The 19,386-nt window shown below is 71.6% G+C and carries 17 protein-coding genes, 1 tRNA gene and 1 pseudogene; 14 read left to right on the top strand and 5 right to left on the bottom strand.

Annotated elements, in window-relative coordinates; all coding sequences use genetic code 11:
* Positions 1-43: 43 nt before the first annotated feature.
* The 3 genes from Sri02f_RS09740 to Sri02f_RS09730 all read left to right on the top strand — a co-directional run bounded on the left by Sri02f_RS09740 (position 44) and on the right by Sri02f_RS09730 (position 2,583).
* Positions 44-1,360, top strand: a complete 1,317-nt coding sequence (locus Sri02f_RS09740; protein WP_109001006.1) for a ricin-type beta-trefoil lectin domain protein — start codon at positions 44-46, stop codon at positions 1,358-1,360.
* A gap of 355 nt (positions 1,361-1,715) precedes the next feature.
* Positions 1,716-1,919 carry a cold-shock protein gene (locus Sri02f_RS09735; protein ID WP_023586116.1) on the top strand — a complete coding sequence of 68 codons (204 nt, stop codon included), beginning with the start codon at positions 1,716-1,718 and terminating at the stop codon, positions 1,917-1,919.
* Between the two features lie 349 nt (positions 1,920-2,268).
* Positions 2,269-2,583 (top strand): SCO5918 family protein, encoded by a 315-nt coding sequence (locus Sri02f_RS09730; RefSeq protein ID WP_109000688.1) that lies wholly within the window; start codon positions 2,269-2,271, stop codon positions 2,581-2,583.
* 79 nt (positions 2,584-2,662) lie between these two features.
* Here the strand turns inward: Sri02f_RS09730 and Sri02f_RS09725 are convergent, their stop codons facing one another.
* Positions 2,663-4,348 (bottom strand): ribonuclease J, encoded by a 1,686-nt coding sequence (locus tag Sri02f_RS09725; RefSeq protein WP_109000687.1) that lies wholly within the window; start codon positions 4,346-4,348, stop codon positions 2,663-2,665.
* 259 nt (positions 4,349-4,607) lie between these two features.
* On the opposite strand from Sri02f_RS09725, the gene Sri02f_RS09720 reads away from it, so the two are divergent.
* The 4 genes from Sri02f_RS09720 (at position 4,608) to Sri02f_RS09705 (ending at position 7,575) form a co-directional block, all read left to right on the top strand.
* Positions 4,608-4,844: a hypothetical protein gene (locus Sri02f_RS09720; protein ID WP_174855616.1), complete on the top strand. Its 237-nt coding sequence runs from the start codon at positions 4,608-4,610 to the stop codon at positions 4,842-4,844.
* Positions 4,845-4,970: 126 nt separating this feature from the next.
* Entirely contained in the window at positions 4,971-6,890 is a 1,920-nt protein-coding gene (locus Sri02f_RS09715) for an ABC transporter ATP-binding protein (protein ID WP_109000686.1), read from the top strand.
* 345 nt (positions 6,891-7,235) lie between these two features.
* Positions 7,236-7,439 (top strand): cold-shock protein, encoded by a 204-nt coding sequence (locus Sri02f_RS09710; protein ID WP_109000685.1) that lies wholly within the window; start codon positions 7,236-7,238, stop codon positions 7,437-7,439.
* A gap of 62 nt (positions 7,440-7,501) precedes the next feature.
* Positions 7,502-7,575, top strand: a tRNA-Met gene (locus tag Sri02f_RS09705).
* 110 nt (positions 7,576-7,685) lie between these two features.
* Here Sri02f_RS09705 and Sri02f_RS09700 read toward each other — a convergent pair.
* The 4 genes and pseudogenes from Sri02f_RS09700 to Sri02f_RS09690 all read right to left on the bottom strand — a co-directional run bounded on the left by Sri02f_RS09700 (position 7,686) and on the right by Sri02f_RS09690 (position 11,197).
* A complete protein-coding gene (locus tag Sri02f_RS09700) occupies positions 7,686-8,387 on the bottom strand; it encodes a response regulator (protein ID WP_109001004.1) in 702 nt (233 codons plus the stop codon).
* A gap of 243 nt (positions 8,388-8,630) precedes the next feature.
* Positions 8,631-8,738, bottom strand: a pseudogene (locus tag Sri02f_RS44415) (CBS domain-containing protein); the annotation flags it as partial.
* Positions 8,739-8,774: 36 nt separating this feature from the next.
* Positions 8,775-9,239, bottom strand: coding sequence for a cyclic nucleotide-binding domain-containing protein (locus tag Sri02f_RS09695; RefSeq protein ID WP_109000684.1), 465 nt, complete (start codon positions 9,237-9,239; stop codon positions 8,775-8,777).
* A 245-nt stretch (positions 9,240-9,484) separates the two neighbouring features.
* Positions 9,485-11,197, bottom strand: coding sequence for a SulP family inorganic anion transporter (locus tag Sri02f_RS09690; RefSeq protein WP_109000683.1), 1,713 nt, complete (start codon positions 11,195-11,197; stop codon positions 9,485-9,487).
* A gap of 323 nt (positions 11,198-11,520) precedes the next feature.
* On the opposite strand from Sri02f_RS09690, the gene Sri02f_RS41120 reads away from it, so the two are divergent.
* From Sri02f_RS41120 to Sri02f_RS09655, 7 genes are all read left to right on the top strand, one after another.
* Entirely contained in the window at positions 11,521-11,664 is a 144-nt protein-coding gene (locus Sri02f_RS41120; RefSeq protein WP_159106686.1) for a hypothetical protein, read from the top strand.
* A 152-nt stretch (positions 11,665-11,816) separates the two neighbouring features.
* On the top strand, positions 11,817-12,722 hold the full coding sequence (locus Sri02f_RS09685) for a universal stress protein (protein WP_109001003.1): 906 nt from the start codon (positions 11,817-11,819) through the stop codon (positions 12,720-12,722).
* A 43-nt stretch (positions 12,723-12,765) separates the two neighbouring features.
* Positions 12,766-13,788, top strand: a complete 1,023-nt coding sequence (locus Sri02f_RS09680; protein WP_109000682.1) for a zinc-dependent alcohol dehydrogenase — start codon at positions 12,766-12,768, stop codon at positions 13,786-13,788.
* Between the two features lie 5 nt (positions 13,789-13,793).
* Complete coding sequence (locus tag Sri02f_RS09675; RefSeq protein WP_109000681.1) at positions 13,794-14,666, top strand: universal stress protein; 873 nt, start codon at positions 13,794-13,796, stop codon at positions 14,664-14,666.
* A gap of 226 nt (positions 14,667-14,892) precedes the next feature.
* Complete coding sequence (locus Sri02f_RS09665) at positions 14,893-17,274, top strand: phosphoketolase family protein (protein WP_109000679.1); 2,382 nt, start codon at positions 14,893-14,895, stop codon at positions 17,272-17,274.
* 353 nt (positions 17,275-17,627) lie between these two features.
* Positions 17,628-18,125, top strand: coding sequence for a flavodoxin domain-containing protein (locus Sri02f_RS09660; RefSeq protein WP_109000678.1), 498 nt, complete (start codon positions 17,628-17,630; stop codon positions 18,123-18,125).
* A gap of 189 nt (positions 18,126-18,314) precedes the next feature.
* Positions 18,315-19,385, top strand: a complete 1,071-nt coding sequence (locus Sri02f_RS09655) for a zinc-dependent alcohol dehydrogenase family protein (RefSeq protein ID WP_109001002.1) — start codon at positions 18,315-18,317, stop codon at positions 19,383-19,385.
* Position 19,386 lies beyond the last annotated feature (1 nt).

The following is a 19,386-nucleotide window of genomic DNA, read 5'->3' as shown; positions in this document are numbered from 1 at the left end:
CGACCAACGGAAGAAGGAGTGTATGAAACGCAAACCGTTCTTACTGTCCATCGTGGCTGCCGTACTTCTCGTCCTGTCAGCCGCGGGCACCTCGTTCAGCAGTGGCCTCGGCGGGTCCGCGTCGACCGCGAAGACCGCCGCCGCGCCGAGTGGCGGGTGCGGCAAGGCCCCGGCGCTGACGAGCGGCAACCACACGATTCAGAGCGGCGGCCAGAACCGCAGTTACATCCTGCGGGTCCCGGTGGGCTACGACAGCAACCACCCCTACCGGCTGGTCTTCGGCTTCCACTGGCGGGGTGGCACCGCCAACGACGTCGACTCGGGCGGAACCGACGGCTACAACTGGTCCTACTACGGCCTGCGGCGCCTGGCGGACGGCGCGAACAACGGCACGATCTTCGTCGCCCCGCAGGGCAACGGCAACGGCTGGGCCAACCCCGGCGGCCAGGACGTGGCCTTCGTCGACGCCATGGTCGGCCAGCTCGAGGCAGGCCTGTGCGTCGACACCACCCAGTTGTTCTCCGCCGGCTTCAGCTACGGCGGCGCGATGTCGTACGCCCTCGCCTGCTCCCGCGCGACGGTGTTCCGCGCGGTCGCGGTCTACTCCGGCGCGAACCTCAGCGGGTGCAACGGCGGCAGCCAGCCCATCGCCTACATGGGTCTGCACGGACTCAGGGACAACGTGCTGCCCATCTCGTCGGGACGGGAACTGCGCGACACCTTCGTCCGGGCCAACGGCTGCACGCGGCAGAACCCGCCCGAGCCGGCCAACGGAAGCCTGACGCACATCATCACCACCTACTCCGGATGCAGGTCCGGATACCCCGTCGTCTGGGCCGCGTTCGACGGGGCGGGCCATGACCCCGGTCCCATCGACGGCTCCACCGGTGACGGCTGGCGCACCTGGACGTCGGCCGCGGTGTGGCAGTTCTTCACCCAGTTCGGCTCGAACACGCAGCCGCCCCCCACCCCCGGCAGCCAGGCGATCATCGGCCAGCAGTCGGGCCGCTGCCTCGACATCAACAACTCCACCACCGCCAACGGCACGCAGGCACAGCTGTGGGACTGCAACGGCGGCTCCAACCAACGCTGGACCTACACCGCCGCAAAGCAGCTCGTCGTCTACGGCAACAAGTGCCTGGGCGTCGGCCAGTCCGCGGGCAACGGCGCGCCGGCGGCGATCTGGGACTGCAGCGGGCAGGCGGACCAGCAGTGGAACGTCAATGCCGACGGCACGGTCACGGCGGTGCAGTCGGGTCTCTGCCTGGACGCGAGCGGCCAGGGGACCGCCAACGGGACGAAGATCCAGCTGTGGAGTTGCTCGGGCGGTGCGAACCAGCACTGGCGCCTGGAGAACTGACCCACGCCGGGGCCGGGCACCGCACCTGCAGGCCCGGCCCCACCCTCCCGAGAAAACATCGCACCCGAGTGACTCAATATCTGTTCCCGCGAAGTCAGAGTTTGACGGATCATGCGGTGAGAGTTTTTGGCACAATGGGCGGAGTGGAATTGTGTAACGTGCGCAGGCCGTTTCAGCGTGCTACTGTCGATCTCAGTTGCAGTTGTGGTTCCCGAAACTTCAAGTGCCCCCGCCGGAATTTTTACGGCGGGAGCGCTTTTGTATTTCCGGTCATTTTCCGGGCGGGGTGATCATCGCGGCGACACGGCATCCGTGCAGTGCGGATGCCGATGCACTGCCCCGAAGGAGATATGACATGGCTGCTGGCACCGTGAAGTGGTTCAACGCGGAAAAGGGCTTCGGCTTCATCGAGCAGGACGGTGGCGGCGCGGACGTGTTCGCCCACTACTCGAACATCGCCGCGCAGGGCTTCCGTGAGCTGCTCGAGGGGCAGAAGGTGACCTTCGACATCGCGCAGGGCCAGAAGGGCCCGACGGCCGAGAACATCGTTCCGGCCTGACGCCGCGCGCATACCGTAGCTGGGGCCCGCATCCTTCGGGGTGCGGGCCCCAGCTGCACCCTTTCTGCTTTCTTTTTCCGCCGTCGGTCCATTCTCGTCATTCCGCATGCCGCTCATCGCTGCGGGAATTCCTTGAGATGCGCCCCGTCGAGGAAGGTCGCGCATGAACCGCCGAACTCCCTCGCGAGCCGGGACGTCCTGGGCCGCGGCCGCACCGGTTCCGGCAGGATCCTCGCCCTCGGCCTCCTCGTCCCGACGCGCGGCACCGGTCGCCGAGCGCCCCCGGCGCGCCGCGTCCTGCTCGGCGACCACGGACCGTTCGCTCTTCCCTTCTCCCTTGTGAGGCCACATGCGCTGCGTCATCGCCCGCTTCCCCTTCGATCTCACCAAGGGCGGCGTGCTGGAATCGATGAAGGGCGTCAAGCCCGAACCGGTCACCGGCGAATCCGTGACCATCGGCCGCCGCCACTACCCCGTCAAGCAGGTCGGCCAGATCATCACCCGTCAGGACCGCCGTGACTTCAGCGCCGCCGAGGTCTCCCGGGCCATGGCCCAGCTCGGCTTCACCTGCCGCACCCTCCCCGAGGCCGCGCCCGCGCCCGCAGGCGTCCTCAGCTCGGTGCAGCGGGCGTCCGCGATGCTCGGCGCGCCCGCCACGGCCTGACCGCGTAGCCCTCCTCCGCCCCGTCCGCGACGGGGCGGAGGAGGGGACGGCTGCCGGCTGTCCTGCCCGACCTCGCGCCTCAGGCGTCGATGATGACGGGGATGATGAGCGGCCTGCGGCGGTGGGTGCGGAAGGCCCAGTTCGCCACGGCGCGGGCGACGAGCTGTTCGAGCTGGCGCGCGTCCCCGACGCCTTCCTCGGCGGCGGTGGCCAGGGTCTTCTCGATGACGGGGATGACCGGCTCGAAGGTGCTGTCGTCGTGGACGAAGCCCCGGGCCAGGAAGTCCGGGGCCTCGGCGAGGGCGCCGGTGTCCGCGTCGACGATGGCCACCACCGTGACCACGCCTTCCTCCGCGAGGGTGAGGCGGTCCTTGAGGGACGCCTCGGTGGCGCCGCCGACCTCCATGCCGTCCACGTAGACGTTGCCCGCGGGGACCTTGCCGGTGATGGACGCGCGCCCGTCGACGAGGTCGACGACGACGCCGTCCTCGGCGATGACGACCCGGTCGGGGTCCACACCGGTACGGATGGCGAGGTCACCGTTGGCCCGCAGGTGGCGCCACTCACCGTGCACGGGCATGACATTGCGCGGTTTGACGATGTTGTAGCAGTAGACGAGCTCGCCGGCGCTGGCGTGCCCGGAGACGTGCACCTTGGCGTTGCCCTTGTGGACCACGTGGGCGCCCCAACGGGTGAGTCCGTTGATCACCCGGTAGATGGCGTTCTCGTTGCCGGGGATGAGGGAGCTGGCGAGCAGGACGGTGTCGCCCTTGCCGATGCGGATCTGGTGGTCGCGGTTGGCCATCCGCGACAGCGCGGCCATCGGTTCGCCCTGGGAGCCGGTGCAGACCAGAGTGATCTTGTGGTCCGGGAGCTTCTCCAGCTCCTTCGTGCTCACGACCAGACCGGACGGCACCTTCAGATAGCCCAGGTCACGGGCGATGCCCATGTTGCGGACCATCGACCGGCCGACGAAGGCGACCTTGCGGCCGTGCTGGTGGGCGGCGTCCAGGACCTGCTGGATGCGATGCACATGGCTGGCGAAGCTGGAGACGATGACCCGGCGCGGCGCGGTGCGCATCACCTGCTCGATCGCCGGGTTGAGCTCACGCTCGGAGGTGGTGAAGCCGGGTACTTCGGCGTTGGTGGAGTCGGTGAGGAACAGGTCCACGCCCTCCTCGCCGAGGCGGGCGAAGGCGCGCAGGTCGGTGATGCGGTCGTCGAGGGGGAACTGGTCCATCTTGAAGTCGCCGGTGTGCAGCACCATGCCCGCCGCGGTGCGGATCGCGACGGCGAGGCTGTCCGGGATGGAGTGGTTGACCGCCACGAACTCGCAGTCGAAGGGGCCGAAGCGGCGCCGGTCGCCCTCCCGTACGCGTACGGTGCGCGGCCGGATGCCGTGTTCCTTGAGCTTGGCCTCCAGGAACGCCAGCGTCAGCTTGGAACCGACGACGGGGATGTCGCGCCGCTCGCGCAGCAGGTACGGCACGCCGCCGATGTGGTCCTCGTGGCCATGGGTGAGGACGATGGCCACGATGTCGTCCAGGCGGTCCCGGATCGAGGTGAAGTCCGGCAGGATCACGTCCACGCCGGGCTGGGTCTCCTCGGGGAACAGCACACCGCAGTCGACGATGAGCAGTTTGCCGGCGTGTTCGAAGACCGTCATGTTGCGGCCGATCTCACCCAGGCCGCCCAGGGCGATGACTCGCAGCCCTCCTTCGGGAAGGGGAGGGGCGGCTTTCAGTTCGGGGTGCGGATGACTCATACCCTGACGTTACCCGGAGTGCGGGACGGAGTGATCCATTGCCCCACCTTCCGTGGCCCCGCCCGTCGGCCTGCCGCCGAGGAGTCCGGAACGCGGGCGCGGCCGCCGAGGGCCAACAGGTCGAGGGCCGGGGCCGCTTCGGGCCGACCGGCCCGCTTGAGGGGCAGGGGGCGAGGCCCGGCAGGCTGCGCAGGAGGCCTGCGAAACGAGACCCGCGCACCGCCGGGCTGCCGGGCCCACCCTCGCTTACACTCCCCCGATGAACACCATGCGGTGCACCCAATGCGGTCGGATCGGGCTTGAGCAGGGCTTCGTCAGCGACAGCGGCAGCGGAGCCCGCGGGTATGCGCGATGGTTCGGCGGCCTCCTCGAACGGGGCGCCATGGGCATAGCCAGGACGCGGGGCCTGCCCCAATGGCAGGTCGACGCCTTCCGCTGCCCGAACTGCGCCCACCTGGAACTGTTCGCCGTCCAGCGACTGAACCTGCGTGCGTGAGACCTCGCGGGGCTCGCTGCCCGCCCGAACCGCAAGGTGTCCGATTCTCGCCCGTCCGCGGTAAATGCCTGGACCGAGGACCTCCCATCACGGGACACTTCCGACTTCCTAACCTCCGGGAGCGTGATGGGGACGACGGACACACGAGCGCCGACGCCGGGCAGGAGCGCGGTACTTCTGGCGCTGCGCCACTACGGCCGGGAAATGCTGCGACTGCGACGGCTGGCACTGCCCGCGCTGCTGCTGCCGGCCCTGGGCAACATCGGCACCCGCTACATCGCCCCGCTGCTGATCGCCAAACTGGCAGGACAGGCAGCCGACGCGGGCGGTCTCACCCTCGGCTCGGCGCTGCCCTACGTGGCGGGCTTCGGCGTGACACTGCTGCTCGCCGAGGCCGTGTGGCGGGTCGGGCAGCACTGCCTGAACCGCGTGGACGCCCTCGGCATGGAACACCTCTACGTCAACGGCATGGACGAACTCCTGGCCAAGGACGCGGCGTTCTTCCACGACAATTTCGCCGGCTCCCTGACCAAACGGGTCCTGAGCTTCGGCAAGCGCTTCGAGGACTTCGTCGACACGGTGACGTACCGGATCGTGGGCAGTCTCGTCCCGCTGGTGTTCGGCGCCGTGGTGCTGTGGAGCTACGCACCGATGCTCGTCGCCGGCCTTCTCGTGATGATCGCGCTCACCGTGGTGGCCGCGACACCTCTGATCCGTCGCCGGCAGAGGCTCGTCAACGAGCGCGAGGCGGCGTTCGCCCGGGTCTCCGGCCACGTCGCCGACAGCATCGTGAACATGGAGACCATCCGGGCGTTCGCCGCCGAGGGACGGGAGGCCGACGAGCACCGCGACCGCGTCGCGGACTCCCGGCGTCTGACGCTGACGTCGTGGGACTACGGCAATCTGCGCGTCGACACCCTGATCGCCCCCATGTCCGTCCTCACCAACGTGCTGGGACTGCTGGTCGCCATCGTCTTCGGTGGTCCGGGCCAGGGAGTGGAGGAGGTCGTCGTCGCGTTCACCTACTACTCCAACGCCACCCAGATCATGTTCGAGTTCAACCAGATCTACCGGCGTCTGGAAAGCTCCATGACCGAGGCCGCGCAGTTCACCGAGCTGCTTCTGGACCCGCCCACCGTGCTCGACCCGAGCGAGCCCGAACCGCTCGCACCGAGGGACACCGGCATCCGCTTCGATGCGGTGTCCTTCGCCCATGCCGGCGCGAAGCCGATCTTCCAGGGCCTCGACCTGGACGTTCCCGCAGGCGCACGGGTCGGTCTGGTCGGGCGGTCCGGCGGCGGCAAGACGACGCTCACCCGGCTCCTGCTGCGGATGTCGGACATCGACCACGGACGCATCCTGATCGGCGGGCAGGACATCAGCCGGCTGCGCCAGACCGACCTGCGCTCACTGATCGCCTACGTCCCGCAGGAACCCGCCATGTTCCACCGCAGCCTGCGGGACAACATCGCGTTCGCCCGGCCCGGCGCCACCGACGAGGAGATCCACGCCGCGGCCGCCGCCGCGCACGTCACGGAGTTCACCGATCAGCTCCCCGACGGCTTCGGCACCCTGGTGGGGGAGCGGGGAGTGAAGCTGTCGGGCGGCCAGCGTCAGCGCGTCGCCCTCGCCAGGGCCATCCTGCGCGACGCCCCGATCCTGCTGCTCGACGAGGCGACCAGCGCGCTGGACTCGGAGAGCGAACTCCTCGTCCAGGACGCCCTGTGGCGGTTGATGGAGGGACGCACGGCCCTCGTGGTCGCCCACCGTCTGAGCACCGTCGCCGGCATGGACCGTCTCGTCGTCCTCGACCGCGGACGCGTCGTCGAGCAGGGCACGCATGAGGAACTGCTCGTGGCGAACGGCGCCTACGCCAGACTGTGGCAGCACCAGTCGGGCGGCTTCCTCGGCGAGAGCAGCCCGTCGTCCCCCGGACGTTCCGTCCCGGAAGCCGGTTCCGGCGGGCTGCCCGGACCGGCCGACCCGGCGCCGGGAGGGGACCGAAGGACGTCCTCGCCCGCCCGTACGGGCGGCGGATCCACGTGACCGGGTCCCTCACGGTGGGCGCGGTCCGGCGCGCTGTCCACACGGGGCCTCGTGAGGGCGGCGCCATACGGATGGCCGAGCCCGTCCGGGTGACGGCGACGGCGCCCGGCGCGCCCGTCGGCGCCGCAGAACCGGGGGCCGTCCCCGCGCATCGCCGCTGATGACGCCCGGGATCCGACCGCCGGGTCGCCCCGGCCCGCGCCCGGCGCCCCGGGTGCGACGCCCGGAGGACGTCGAATAACCGTTCCGCCGGCGGGGAAGAGCGGACGCTGGGCGCCGTCCCGTCGTGGACGGCCCCGCACTCAGACCAGCCGGCGACCCGGCGAGAATCGAAGGACGAGCAGCATGGCCAGCGGCACAGTGAAGTGGTTCAACTCCGAGAAGGGCTTCGGGTTCATCGCCCAGGACGGCGGCGGACCGGACGTTTTCGCTCACTACTCCAGCATCTCCGGCAACGGCTACCGGGAGCTGACGGAGGGAGAGCCCGTCACGTTCGACGTGACCCAGGGGCAGAAGGGTCCTCAGGCCGAGAACATCGTGCGGAGCTGACACGGTCGCCCACCACCCCGCGCCGGCCCGGATGACGCCACCGTGTAGAGTGGCATCACCGACGCGGGGTGGAGCAGCTCGGTAGCTCGCTGGGCTCATAACCCAGAGGTCGCAGGTTCAAATCCTGTCCCCGCTACGAGAAGAAGGGGCCCGGCGTCGCCGGGCCCCTTCCGCTTTCCCCTGACTCATGTCTCGTCACGCCGTCGGATCGCCACCGCACGACGCGCGGATGCGGGCCGGTCCAGGTCATCCGGTCCGGTGTTCGCCCGCCTGCGGCTGCTCCAACTGGGAGGCGAGGACCGCGGCCTGGACCCTGCGCTGCACGCCCAGCTTGGCCAGCAGACGGGAGATGTGGTTCTTGACGGTCTTCTCGGACAGGTAGAGCTTCTTGCCGATCTCGCGGTTGGTGAGCCCTTCGCCGATGAGGGCCAGGATGTCCCTCTCGCGCGGTGACAGGCCCGCCAGCTCGGACGGCACGGCCGGGCTCTCCGCGGGGTCGGCGCGCAGCGAGCGCATCAGGCGGGCCGTGGTCGATGGGTCCAGCATCGACTGGCCGGCGGCGACGGTGCGGACCGCGGAGACGAGGTCGGATCCCTTGATCTGCTTGAGGACGTAGCCCGAGGCGCCGGCCATGATCGCGTCGAGCAGGGCCTCCTCGTCGTCGAACGAGGTCAGCATCAGGCAGGCGAGCTCCGGCATCTGGCTGCGCAGCTCCCGGCAGACCGAGATGCCGTCGCCGTCGGGCAGACGCACGTCGAGGACGGCGACGTCGGGGCGCAGCGCGGGGCCTCGCACCAGCGCCTGGTCGACGGTGCCCGCGTCGCCGATCACCGAGATGTCCGGCTCGGCGTCGAGGAGGTCGGCCAGGCCGCGACGGACGACCTCGTGGTCGTCCAGCAGAAACACCCGGATCGGGTGCTGCTCGGTGAAAGTGCGTGGCTCCGGCATCGCGTCCCCTTGCTTCCCCTGTTGCGGACAGGTTGCGGGCTGTCCTTGACGTCGATCATCACTCGCCCGGGCCGCAGGCACCAGGGGCCGACCGGCCCCTCCTCCGACGGAGGACGGGGCCGGACGCCCCACCATGATGAGACGGCGGCGCGCCGCGCACCACCGCGTGTCGTCGTCCGCGAGCGTGTCCCCCGACCCGGTCGGGTCTGCCTGGCGTGTGAGGTCGAAGCACACGTCCACCACGCCCTCGACGGCGCGGATCAACCGTGCCGCCACCGGTACCGGGGAGGTGTCCCGGACCTGTCCGGCGAGCTTCACGACGCCGTCCGCCCCCCGCACGCGCACATGGCCGCTCCTTCGTCGTTCTTCCCGAGCGGGTTCAGCCGTTCAGACGGTGCTGCCGGCGCCGTACGGGGCGTACAGGTCCAGCAGTCGCGTCCTGGTCGAGCGCAGCCGATGGGCGAGGACCCGGCCGACCCACTGGCTGACGTCGCGGCCCAGAGCAGGGTCTTCCCGGCACATGAGCCGGACGGCCGCGGCGTCGAACTCGTAGGCCCGCACCGGTGTGGTCGCCTCGGCGCCCATGTGCCACACCTGCGGGGGAAACAGCCAGGACCAGCCGACCAGTTCGTTGTGGCCGAGGCTCTCGACGACGGCCGGCCGGCGGCCGGGGACACGCGTGTCGAGTTCGATCCGGCCGGTGCGGATGATCCAGAACCGGTCTGCGCGCCCGCCCTCCTCGAAAAGGCGCGTTCCCTGCGGGACGGACACCTCGTGGGCGACGCGCATGAGCCGCTCGCGGTGATCGGCGGACAGCGAGCGCAGCATGCCGGCGGTGGGGCAAGTGTTCATGGCCTCTCCCTCGCGGGGGTCCGGACTTCCACTGCCACTGTGCGCCACGGCTTCGAGGGGAGGTATGGGCCACCCGGCCCGTCGATCGGCCCGAAAGGCACCTGCTTTCGTGGCCTCGGTGAGCCGGGAGCCGCACGGACCCCGGACCGGGACGAGGACGAGGACGTGATCGGAGCCGCAGCCGGAGGGGGAGCGGGACTCCCCGCGGTGATCACGACCGACGAGCTGGAGCGGGGGGTGCCGGCCTACTGACGGTCCAGCCACGCCCGGTACGAGGCCACGGCCGTCGGGAGCGTCGGGAAGACCATCTCCTCGCCGACCGAGTCGGTCAGGCCGTACGCCCTCAGGTCGTCCCACAGGTCCTGCTTCACCCGGGCGAGGGCGAACACGACCCCGCGGCGGGCGAGTTCGCGGCGCAACGCGTCGACGGCGTCGAGGGCGGTGATGTCCACCTCCACATTGGCCTCGGCGTTGAGCAGGAACCAGTGCACCGGGTCGCTCTGTTCGTCGACGGCGGCCAGCGCACGGCGCCGGAAGTTCTCCGCGTTGGCGAAGAACAGCGGCGAGTCGTAGCGGTAGATCAGCAGACCGGGGATCGTGCGAGCCGTGGGATAGTCCTCGACGTCGTGCATTCCGGCCAGGCCGGGGACGAGTCCCTCGACGGCGTCGTGCGGGCGGGCCACCCGGGTGAGCAGCTCGGCCACCGACAGACCGACGGCGACGATCACTCCGTACAGGATGTCCAGGGCGAGCACTCCGGCGAGGCACCCGAGCGCCAGGAGCAGTTCCCGGCGCCGGAAGGACGCCAGCCGGCGGAAGCCCGCGAGGTCGATCATCCGGACCGCGGCGTAGACGACGAGTGCGCCGAGCACGGCGGAGGGCGTGCGGGCCAGCAGGGGGCTGAGGAAGAGCAGCACGCCGAGCACGACGGCGCCCGCGACCAGTGAGTACGCCTGGCTGCGCGCGCCCGCCGAGGAGGCCAGCGCGGTGCGGCTGGCACTGCTGCTCACCGGGAAGCCGTGCAGCGCCCCCGCGCCGAGATTGGCGGCGCCCAGGGCGAAGAACTCCTGGTCGGCGTCGAGCCCTGGGCCTTCGTCGTCCTGGTCGGCGAAGGCCCGCGCGGTGAGGATGAAGTCGGTGTAGGCCACCAGGAGCACACCCAGTGCGGGCAGTACGAGACGCGGCAGCTCGCCCAGGTCCGGCAGGGCGAGACCCGGCAGACCGGCCGGGATCTCGCCGATCACCTTGAGTCCGTACCGGTCGTCGAGGTCGAAGGCCACCACGGCGGCCGTGCCGAGGACGACCGCCACCAGCGGACCGGGCACGACCCGGACGTATCGGGCCAGGACGAACAGGAACACGAGGGCCGCCGCGGAGAACATGACGGTGGCGAGGTGTGCGTCCCCCGTGTGGGTGACGAAGGACCACAACTGCGGGAAGAACTCCGAGCCGGTCGTCCGCACCCCGGTGAGTTTCGGCAGCTGGTCCACCATCATGATGAGCGCCACGCCCGCCAGGTATCCGATGAGCACCGGGCGGGAGAGCAGGTCCGCCAGAAAGCCCAGGCGCACCGCCCGGGCGACCAGGCACAGCAGTCCGACCGTGACCGCCAGGGCCGCCGCCAGCGCGGCATAACGCCCGGGGTCGCCGGCGGCGAGCGGCGCGACCACCGTGGCCGTCATGAGGGCGGTGGTGGACTCGGGGCCGACCGACAGCAGGCGGGAGGAACCGAACAGGGCGTACAGCCCGAGCGCCGGGAGGATCGCCCACAGACCGGCCGCCGGGGGCAGCCCCGCCACCCCCGCGTAGGCCATGACCTGCGGCACCAGGTACGCGGCCACGGTCACCCCGGCGAGCAGATCCCCCGTGAGCCACCCACGGCGGTAACCGAGCAGGGCGACGAGCCCCGGCACCAGCCGGCGCCACTTCGCGACGCGCCTGGCCGAACCCTTGGACATCTGCCGCCTTCCGTCGTCTGCCCTCATGATCCTCCGCTGTGCGGCCAGGTGCGAGACCTCCCGCCGCGACCGGCGCGTCCGCGGTGGGCCCGAGCCCAACGGCCCGCGTGCACAGGGCCGTTCGGCCCACGGGCGCAGACCTTCGGCATCCGGCGCAGACCCTCCTGAAGGACGAGAGTCCTTCACGTCAGGCGATGACGCGACCGTCCTCGAAGGGAAGCTGACCTTGGCCGCTCACGAGCACCCGCACCGGAGCCCCGGCTTCCACCTGCCGTCGTCGCGCAGGAACACCCGCCAGGCACCTCTCGGACGGTTCGGCGAGCATGTCGACGAACCCGTTCGCCGACTACCACCTGACCTACGCCGTCGCCCTGATCGTCCTGGCCGCCGCCGCCGGCGACACCCTGGGAGCGGGCCGGACCTGGGCCGGGCTGCCCTTCGTCCGCGACCACAGCTGGCTGCGCTGAGCACCGGCGACGCGCCGGGCCGTGCGCCGGGCCCGCCGCGCCGGGCCGTGCAGGGGTCCGTCGGCCCCGATCCGGGACCAGTGGCCCCTGCACGCAGCACCGCCCGAAGACGACTCTGGACATCGGATCCCTCGCCCCAGGAGGTGGAGATCATGCTCCGCACCATCACCGTAGGTCTCGACGGCTCGCGGGAGAGCCGGGCCGCCGCGGAATGGGCGGCCCGCGAAGCGAAGCTGCGCGACCTGCCGTTGAAGATCGTCCACGTCTGGGAGCCGGTGCCGGAGCCCATGGCGCAGGCGCCGCTTCTGGGCGCGGAGACCCACCAGCACTGGACCGAACGGGTCCCCCGGGAAGCCGCGGAGGGCCTCCGGCTGCGTCACCCCGGCGTCGAGGTGTGCACCGAGCAGGTGTCCGGTCATCCGGCCGACGCGCTGGCCGAGGCGGCGAAGAGCGCCGAACTGCTGGTCCTCGGCTCGCGCGGGCTGGGCGGTCTCGGCGGGTTCATGGTCGGCTCGGTCGGTCTGTCCGCCATCGCGCAAGCGGATCGTCCCGTCGTGCTGGTGCGGGCACTGGAAGTGGCCGCCGACGAGCACGAGCCGGACCCGGTCGGCGTCCCCTCCGCCGCGACGCCCTTCCTGCCCGTGGTCCTCGGGCTCGACGTCGAGCATCCCGACGAGACCTTGATCGAGTTCGCCTTCGACGCCGCCAGGCGCCGGGCGACGTCCCTGCGGATCGTCCACGGCTGGAACCCGCCGCCCTACTACGCCTACGGCACGCCCGCCGACCCCGCGCTGCACGAGGCACTGGCCCTGGCCGACGCCGAGGCCCTGGCCGACGCGGTGCGGCCCTGGCGGCGGAAGTTCCCGGACGTGGCGGTCGTCGAGGAGTCCCGCTACGGCAGCGCGGCCGTCCACGTCGTGGACGCCGCACGCGAGGCCTCCCTCGTGGTCGTGGGCCGGCGGATCCGCCGCAGCCCGTCGGGCGCCCACATCGGTCACGTCACGCACGCCGTCCTGCACCACTGCGCGGCCCCCGTGGCCGTCGTCCCCCACGGCTGACCAGCCCCGGGTCGCTCCCATCACGTGCGAGGAGAAGAGAACCATGAAAGCAGCGGTCGTACGAGCGTTCGGTGAGCCTCTGGTGATCGAGGAACGCCCCGACCCGCGGCCCGGCCCCGGCCAGGTCCGCGTCCGGGTGGAGGCGTCGGGGCTGTGCCACACCGACATCCACGCGGCGCACGGAGACTGGCCCGTCAAGCCGAAGCCGCCGTTCGTCCCGGGGCACGAGGGCGTCGGCCTGGTGGAGGCGCTCGGCGAGGGCGTGACCCACCTGTCCGTCGGACAGCGGGTCGCCGTGCCCTGGCTCGGCCGGGCGTGCGGGCGGTGCGAGCACTGCCTGTCCGGCTGGGAGACCCTGTGCGAGCAGCAGATCAACACCGGCTACGGCTGCGACGGCGCACACGCCGAGAAGATGCTTGCCTGGGCGGACTTCGCGCAGCCGGTGCCCGACGGCGTCACCGCCCTGGAAGCCGCCCCGCTGACCTGCGCGGGCGTCACGACGTACAAAGCGCTCAAAGTGGCCGGCGTCAGGCCCGCCCAGCTCGTCGCGATCTCCGGCATCGGCGGGCTCGGTCATCTGGCCGTGCAGTACGCGAAGATCGCCGGCGCGACCGTCGCCGCGATCGACGTCACCGACGACAAGCTCCGGCTGGCCGCGGAGCTCGGCGCGGACATCGTCGTCGACGCCCGCAAGGAGGACGTCGCAGCGGTGCTCAAGCGGCACGGCGGCGCGCACGCCGCCATCGCGCTGGCGGTGAACGACGCGGCCTTCGAGGCCGTCAACGCCGGGCTGCGGCGCGGCGGCAAGCTCGTCATGGTGGCTCTGCCCGCGCACGGAACGGTCCACCTGCCCGTCTTCGACACCGTGCTGAACGGCACCTCGGTGATCGGTTCGATCGTCGGCACCCGGCAGGACCTCGCCGAGGTCTTCCAGCTGCACGCGGCGGGCCGCACAGAGGTCGTCTACGAAGCCCGCCCGCTCGCCTCCGTCAACGACTCCATGGACGAGGTGCTGCGCGGCGAGGTCAAGGCCCGCATCGTGTTCGACCTCGGCTCGGGACGGTGAGGACCATGGACCTGCCGATCGTCGTGGGCGTGGACGGCTCGGAGCCGAGCCTGCGGGCCGCCGACTGGGCGGCCGACGAGGCCGCCCTGCGCGGGGTCCCGCTGCGGCTGGTGTACGCCTCCCTCTGGGAGCGCTACGAGGGCGAGTCCCTCGCGGAGGACGTCGACAAGCCGTCCGAGCAGGTGCTGGCCGAGGACATTGTGCGGGCGGCCGCGGAGCGCGCCCGGCGGCGGCAGCCCGGCGTCGGGATCTCCACCGACGTGCTGCCGGAGGAGCCCGAGTACGCGCTCGTCCGTGAGGGGCGCGGCGCCTGCGCGCTGGTGCTCGGCACCCGCGGTCGCAGCGGCATCGTGGAGACGCTGCTCGGCTCGGTGAGTCTGGCCGTCGCCGCGCACGCCGACTGCCCGGTGATCGTGGTGCGCCCCGGCAACGACAACCACGTCCGAGCGGGCGCGCACCGCCGCGTGGTCGTGGGCGTCGGGGAGCAGGGCGCGGACTCCGCGGCGCTGCGCTTCGCCGTCGAGGAGGCGAGGCTGCGCCGTGCGAGCCTGGACGCCGTGCGGGCCTGGCGGCGCCCCGCGCACGAGACCACCGACCATCCCCTGCTCGCCGGCGAACCCGCGCGGCTGCACGAACAGCACGCCGCCGAGGTCCTGGACAGGGCGCTGAAGGAGACCCCCGCGGACGTGGACCTGCACCGGCGCACGGTCGAGGGCCCGGCCCGGAGGGTTCTGCTGAACGCCTCGCGCGAGGCCGACCTGCTGGTGGTCGGCGCCCGCCGCAACCAGGCACACCTGGGGCTCCAGCTGGGGCGCGTGGCCCACGCGCTCCTGCACCACTGCGCCTGCGCCGTCGCCGTCGTGCCCGAGCGGGCGTGAACGAGACGGCCGGCCGCTCGGCCCGTCCCGCCGCGTCCCGTTCCGCGAAGGCCGCCGCCGACCGGGAGCAGGACGCTCGATTCCGCCCCTTGCTCCACCGACTCGGCCCGCGCGAGCGGCGGTTCGCCCCCGTGCCCCTCCCGCCGGGTCCGCGCCGCCCGATCGACCCCGTTCCGCCCGAGACCGCCCCATGACCCGACGCCGACGACGACTCCCGGAGCCCACCATGCCCAAGACCGAACACCAGGACGCCACCGTACTGACCGACCAGGAACTGCGCACCCTGGACGCACACTGGCGGGCCGCCAACTACCTGGCCGCCGGACAGATCTACCTGATGTCCAACCCCCTGCTGACCGAGCCCCTGCGGCCCGAGCACATCAAGCCCCGGCTGCTCGGCCACTGGGGCACCTCGCCCGGCCTCAACCTCGTGTACACCCACCTCAACCGGGTGATCAAGGCACGCGGAATCGACGCCCTGTGCGTCTGGGGTCCGGGCCACGGAGGTCCGTCCGTCCTGGCCAACTCCTGGCTGGAGGGCTCCTACAGCGAGACGTACCCGGACGTGCCGCGGGACGGCGCGGGCATGGCCCGGCTCTTCCGGCAGTTCTCCTTCCCCGGCGGTGTGCCCAGTCATGTAGCCCCGGAGACGCCCGGTTCCATCCACGAGGGCGGCGAGCTCGGCTACTCCCTCTCGCACGCCTACGGCGCAGCCTTCGACAATCCGGACCTGCTGGTCGCCTGTGTGATCGGCGACGGCGAGGCCGAGACCGGGCCGCTGGCCGCCGCCTGGCACTCGGACAAGTTCCTCGACCCCGCGCACGACGGAGCGGTCCTGCCGATCCTGCACCTCAACGGCTACAAGATCGCCAACCCGACGGTGCTCTCCCGGCTCCCGGAATCCGAACTCGACGAGCTGCTGCGGGGATACGGCCACGAGCCCCTGCACGTGACCGGCGACGACCCGGTCCAGGTGCACCGGGCCATGGCGGCGGCGATGGACGACGCCCTGGACCGGATCGCCGTGATGCAGCGGAGCGCACGCGAGGACGGCGTCACCGAACGCGTGCACTGGCCCGTGATCGTGCTGCGCACGCCGAAGGGCTGGACGGGCCCCGCCGAGGTGGACGGCGTCCCCGTCGAGGGCACCTGGCGCGCGCATCAGGTCCCCCTGGCCGGGGTCAGGGAGAACCCCGAGAACCTCCGCCAGCTGGAGACGTGGCTGCGCTCGTACCGGCCCCAGGAGCTCTTCGGCGAGGACGGACGGCCTGTCGCCGACGTCCTCGCCTGCGTCCCCGACGGCGCCCAGCGGCTCGGCGCCACTCCGCACGCCAACGGCGGCCTGCTCGTCCGCGACCTTCCCCTGCCCGCGCTCGACGAGTTCGCCGTGCCCGTCGACAAGCCGGGCGCCACCCTGCACGAGCCCACCCGGGTTCTCGGCGACCTCCTCGCCCGGGTGATGAAGGACACCGGCGGGCGCCGCGACTTCCGGCTGGTCGGACCCGACGAGACCGCCTCCAACCGGCTCCAGGCCGTCTTCGACGTCAGCGGAAAGGCCTGGCAGGCCGAACATCTTCCGGTCGACGAGCATCTCGAACACCACGGCCGGGTCATGGAGATCCTCTCCGAACACACCTGCCAGGGCTGGCTGGAGGGCTATCTGCTGACGGGCCGGCACGGACTGTTCTCCTGCTACGAGGCGTTCGTCCACATCGTCGACTCGATGGTCAACCAGCACATCAAGTGGCTCAAGACCTCCAGGGCGTTGGCCTGGCGCGCTCCCATCGCCTCCCTCAACTACCTGCTCACCTCGCACGTCTGGCGCCAGGACCACAACGGCTTCTCCCACCAGGATCCCGGCTTCGTCGACCACGTCCTCAACAAGAGCCCGGACGTCGTGCGCGTCTACCTGCCGCCGGACGCCAACACCCTGCTGTCGGTGGCCGACCACGTCCTGCGCAGCCGCGACTACGTCAACGTCGTCGTGGCCGGGAAGCAGCCGTGCTTCGACTGGCTGTCCATGGACGAAGCCCGCGCCCACTGCGCCCGCGGCGCCGGGATCTGGGAGTGGGCGGGCACGGAGAACGGCGGTGAGCCGGACGTCGTGCTGGCCTGCGCCGGCGACGTGCCGACCCAGGAGGTGCTCGCCGCCGCCCAGCTGCTCCGGCGGCACCTGCCGGACCTCGGCGTCCGCGTGGTCAACGTCGTCGACATGACCCGGCTGCTGCCGCGTGAGGAACACCCGCACGGGATGAGCGACTTCGAGTACGACGGCCTGTTCACCACCGACAAGCCCGTGATCTTCGCCTACCACGGCTACCCCTGGCTCATCCACCGCCTCGCCTACCGCCGCACCGGCCACGGGAACCTGCACGTCCGCGGCTACAAGGAGTCCGGCACCACGACCACGCCGTTCGACATGGTCGTCCGCAACGACCTCGACCGCTACCGCCTCGTCATGGACGTCGTCGACCGCGTCCCCGGCCTCGCCGTGCGGGCCGCCGCCGTACGCCAGCACATGGCCGACGCACGCACCCGGCACCAGGCCTGGATCCGTGAGCACGGCACCGACCTGCCCGAGGTCGCCGACTGGACCTGGAACGGCTGACCCGCCCCTCACCCGCCACTCACCGTCCGGAAGGAACCCGCCGCCATGACCGTAAGCGTCGGCGTCAACGGCTTCGGCCGCACCGGCCGCCCGTGCCGTGAGCCCGGTGACGCCCGGGGCCGGCGGGGGCCGGTCGGCGGAGGCCGGGGGCCGACCGGCCCCCGGCGGCCCCCGTGCAGCCCATGGGCTCCTCCTCCGCCGCGCCGGACGATCGAGGTGGCGAAAGCCCTGCGCGGTCGGCTGTCTCGCTCACCGGCCGGACGACGCTCGCCCGCACGCCGAGGAACGGGCGGGCGCGACGCACGGCGCGGCCGACGGCCGGCCGCGCCGACTGTGAAGGGAGGCGGACCACCATGACCGACACCGTGCTGGTCACCTACGGAACGACGAACGGATCCACGGCGGAGATCGCCGAAGCCGTCGCCGACGTCCTGCGCAAGGCCGGGCTGACCGTCGAGTCGACGCCGGCCCGGTCCGTGGCGGGCGTGGAACGCTACGACGCCGTCGTGGTCGGCGGCGCGCTCTACGCGGGGCGCTGGCACAAGGACGCGCGGCGGTTCGTCCGCCGCAACCGCGTCCCCCTCGCGGAGCGTCCGGTGTGGTTCTTCAGCAGCGGTCCGCTCGACGCCTCGGCATCCGAGCGGGACATCCCGCCGGTGCGGGGCGTGCGGCGGGCCATGGACCGCATGGGCGTCCGGGACCACGTCACCTTCGGAGGACGCCTGGAGGAAGGCGCCAGGGGCCGGATGGCCGGGATGATCCTGCGCTCCGGCAAGGGCGGAGACTTCCGGGACTTCGGCGCGATCGAGACGTGGGCCCAAGCCGTCGCCGGCGCGCTGACCCGAGCCTGAGAGGAGCGCACCCTTTCCGCGTCGTCGTGCGTTCAGCCGGTCCTGTGGCCCCGCCGTGGTCCCACCTGATCGGAGGACCGTCCGGGCGGGCGATGGGGGCCGGACGGCCCAAGCGGATCGAGGGGAAAGGCGACAATCTGGATGTGTTGGGCAGTCTCTGCAACCGGAGAAGGGACGGTGAAGAGCATCATGAAAGGCTTCGTCTTCCACGGCCCCGGGCAGTCCGCCTGGGAGGACGTTCCCGACCCCGACGTCAAGGAGCCCACCGACGCCATCGTGCGGGTGGGCACCGTCACCATCTGCGGCACGGACCTGCACATCCTCAAGGGCGACGTGCCCGAGGTGCGTCCGGGCACGGTCCTGGGCCACGAGGCGGTCGGCGAGATCGTGGAGGTCGGCGGCGACGTCCGGACCGTCCGTCCGGGCGACCGCGTGCTGGTCTCCTGCATCAGCGCGTGCGGCCGCTGCCGCTACTGCCGAGACGGCAGCTACGGCCAGTGCAGGGGCGGCGGGGGCTGGATCCTGGGCCACCTGATCGACGGCGCCCAGGCCGAGTACGTGCGCGTCCCCTACGCCGACCTGTCCGTGCACGCCCTGCCCAGCGCGGTGGAGAGCAAGGACGCCGTCCTGCTGGCGGACATCTTCCCGACCTCCTACGAGGTGGGCGTGCTCAACGGCCGGGTACGACCGGGCGACACGGTCGCCGTCGTCGGGGCCGGGCCCATCGGCCTCGCGGCGATCGCCACGGCGCGCCTGTTCGCTCCCGAGCGGATCGTCGTCGTCGACCTCGCCGCGTCCCGGCTGGAGGCGGCGAGACGACTCGGCGCCGACGCGGTGGCAGACGCCCACGAGGACCCCGAGCAGCTGATCGCCGATCTCACCGACGGGCTCGGCGCGGACGTGGTCATCGAGGCGGTCGGGGCGCCGGAGAGCTTCGAGATGTGCACGCGCATGGTGCGGCCCGGCGGGCACGTGGCCAACATCGGCGTGCACGGCAAGCCGGCCACGCTGCACCTGGAAGACCTGTGGATCAAGAACGTGACCATCACCACCGGCCTGGTCGACACCCACTCCACGCCCACCCTGCTGCGCATGGCCGCCGCGGGCCGGCTGCCCACCGCGCAGCTGGTCACCCACACCTTCCCCCTGGACCGCATGCAGGAGGCGTACGACGTCTTCGCCCGGGCCGCCGACACCGGCGCGCTCAAGGTGGTCCTCGGCGAGCAGTCGCACGAGGAGGTCGCTGTCCGGGCGGCCTGAC

Origin of the sequence: Streptomyces rishiriensis, assembly GCF_003112535.1 — a bacterium.
In the GTDB taxonomy this organism is placed as follows: domain Bacteria; phylum Actinomycetota; class Actinomycetes; order Streptomycetales; family Streptomycetaceae; genus Streptomyces; species Streptomyces rishiriensis.
Note: the sequence above shows the minus strand (reverse complement) of the source record. Positions and strands in the feature narration are given on the sequence as shown.

Coding starts and splice junctions, on each gene's coding strand:
- Sri02f_RS09735 (WP_023586116.1), top strand. CDS start 1,716: ATGGCTGCTGGCACCGTGAAGTGGTTCAACGCGGAAAAGGGCTTCGGC.
- Sri02f_RS09730 (WP_109000688.1), top strand. CDS start 2,269: ATGCGCTGCGTCATCGCCCGCTTCCCCTTCGATCTCACCAAGGGCGGC.
- Sri02f_RS09725 (WP_109000687.1), bottom strand. CDS start 4,348: ATGAGTCATCCGCACCCCGAACTGAAAGCCGCCCCTCCCCTTCCCGAA.
- Sri02f_RS09720 (WP_174855616.1), top strand. CDS start 4,608: ATGAACACCATGCGGTGCACCCAATGCGGTCGGATCGGGCTTGAGCAG.
- Sri02f_RS09715 (WP_109000686.1), top strand. CDS start 4,971: ATGGGGACGACGGACACACGAGCGCCGACGCCGGGCAGGAGCGCGGTA.
- Sri02f_RS09710 (WP_109000685.1), top strand. CDS start 7,236: ATGGCCAGCGGCACAGTGAAGTGGTTCAACTCCGAGAAGGGCTTCGGG.
- Sri02f_RS09700 (WP_109001004.1), bottom strand. CDS start 8,387: ATGCCGGAGCCACGCACTTTCACCGAGCAGCACCCGATCCGGGTGTTT.
- Sri02f_RS09695 (WP_109000684.1), bottom strand. CDS start 9,239: ATGAACACTTGCCCCACCGCCGGCATGCTGCGCTCGCTGTCCGCCGAT.
- Sri02f_RS09690 (WP_109000683.1), bottom strand. CDS start 11,197: ATGTCCAAGGGTTCGGCCAGGCGCGTCGCGAAGTGGCGCCGGCTGGTG.
- Sri02f_RS41120 (WP_159106686.1), top strand. CDS start 11,521: ATGTCGACGAACCCGTTCGCCGACTACCACCTGACCTACGCCGTCGCC.
- Sri02f_RS09685 (WP_109001003.1), top strand. CDS start 11,817: ATGCTCCGCACCATCACCGTAGGTCTCGACGGCTCGCGGGAGAGCCGG.
- Sri02f_RS09680 (WP_109000682.1), top strand. CDS start 12,766: ATGAAAGCAGCGGTCGTACGAGCGTTCGGTGAGCCTCTGGTGATCGAG.
- Sri02f_RS09675 (WP_109000681.1), top strand. CDS start 13,794: ATGGACCTGCCGATCGTCGTGGGCGTGGACGGCTCGGAGCCGAGCCTG.
- Sri02f_RS09665 (WP_109000679.1), top strand. CDS start 14,893: ATGCCCAAGACCGAACACCAGGACGCCACCGTACTGACCGACCAGGAA.
- Sri02f_RS09660 (WP_109000678.1), top strand. CDS start 17,628: ATGACCGACACCGTGCTGGTCACCTACGGAACGACGAACGGATCCACG.
- Sri02f_RS09655 (WP_109001002.1), top strand. CDS start 18,315: ATGAAAGGCTTCGTCTTCCACGGCCCCGGGCAGTCCGCCTGGGAGGAC.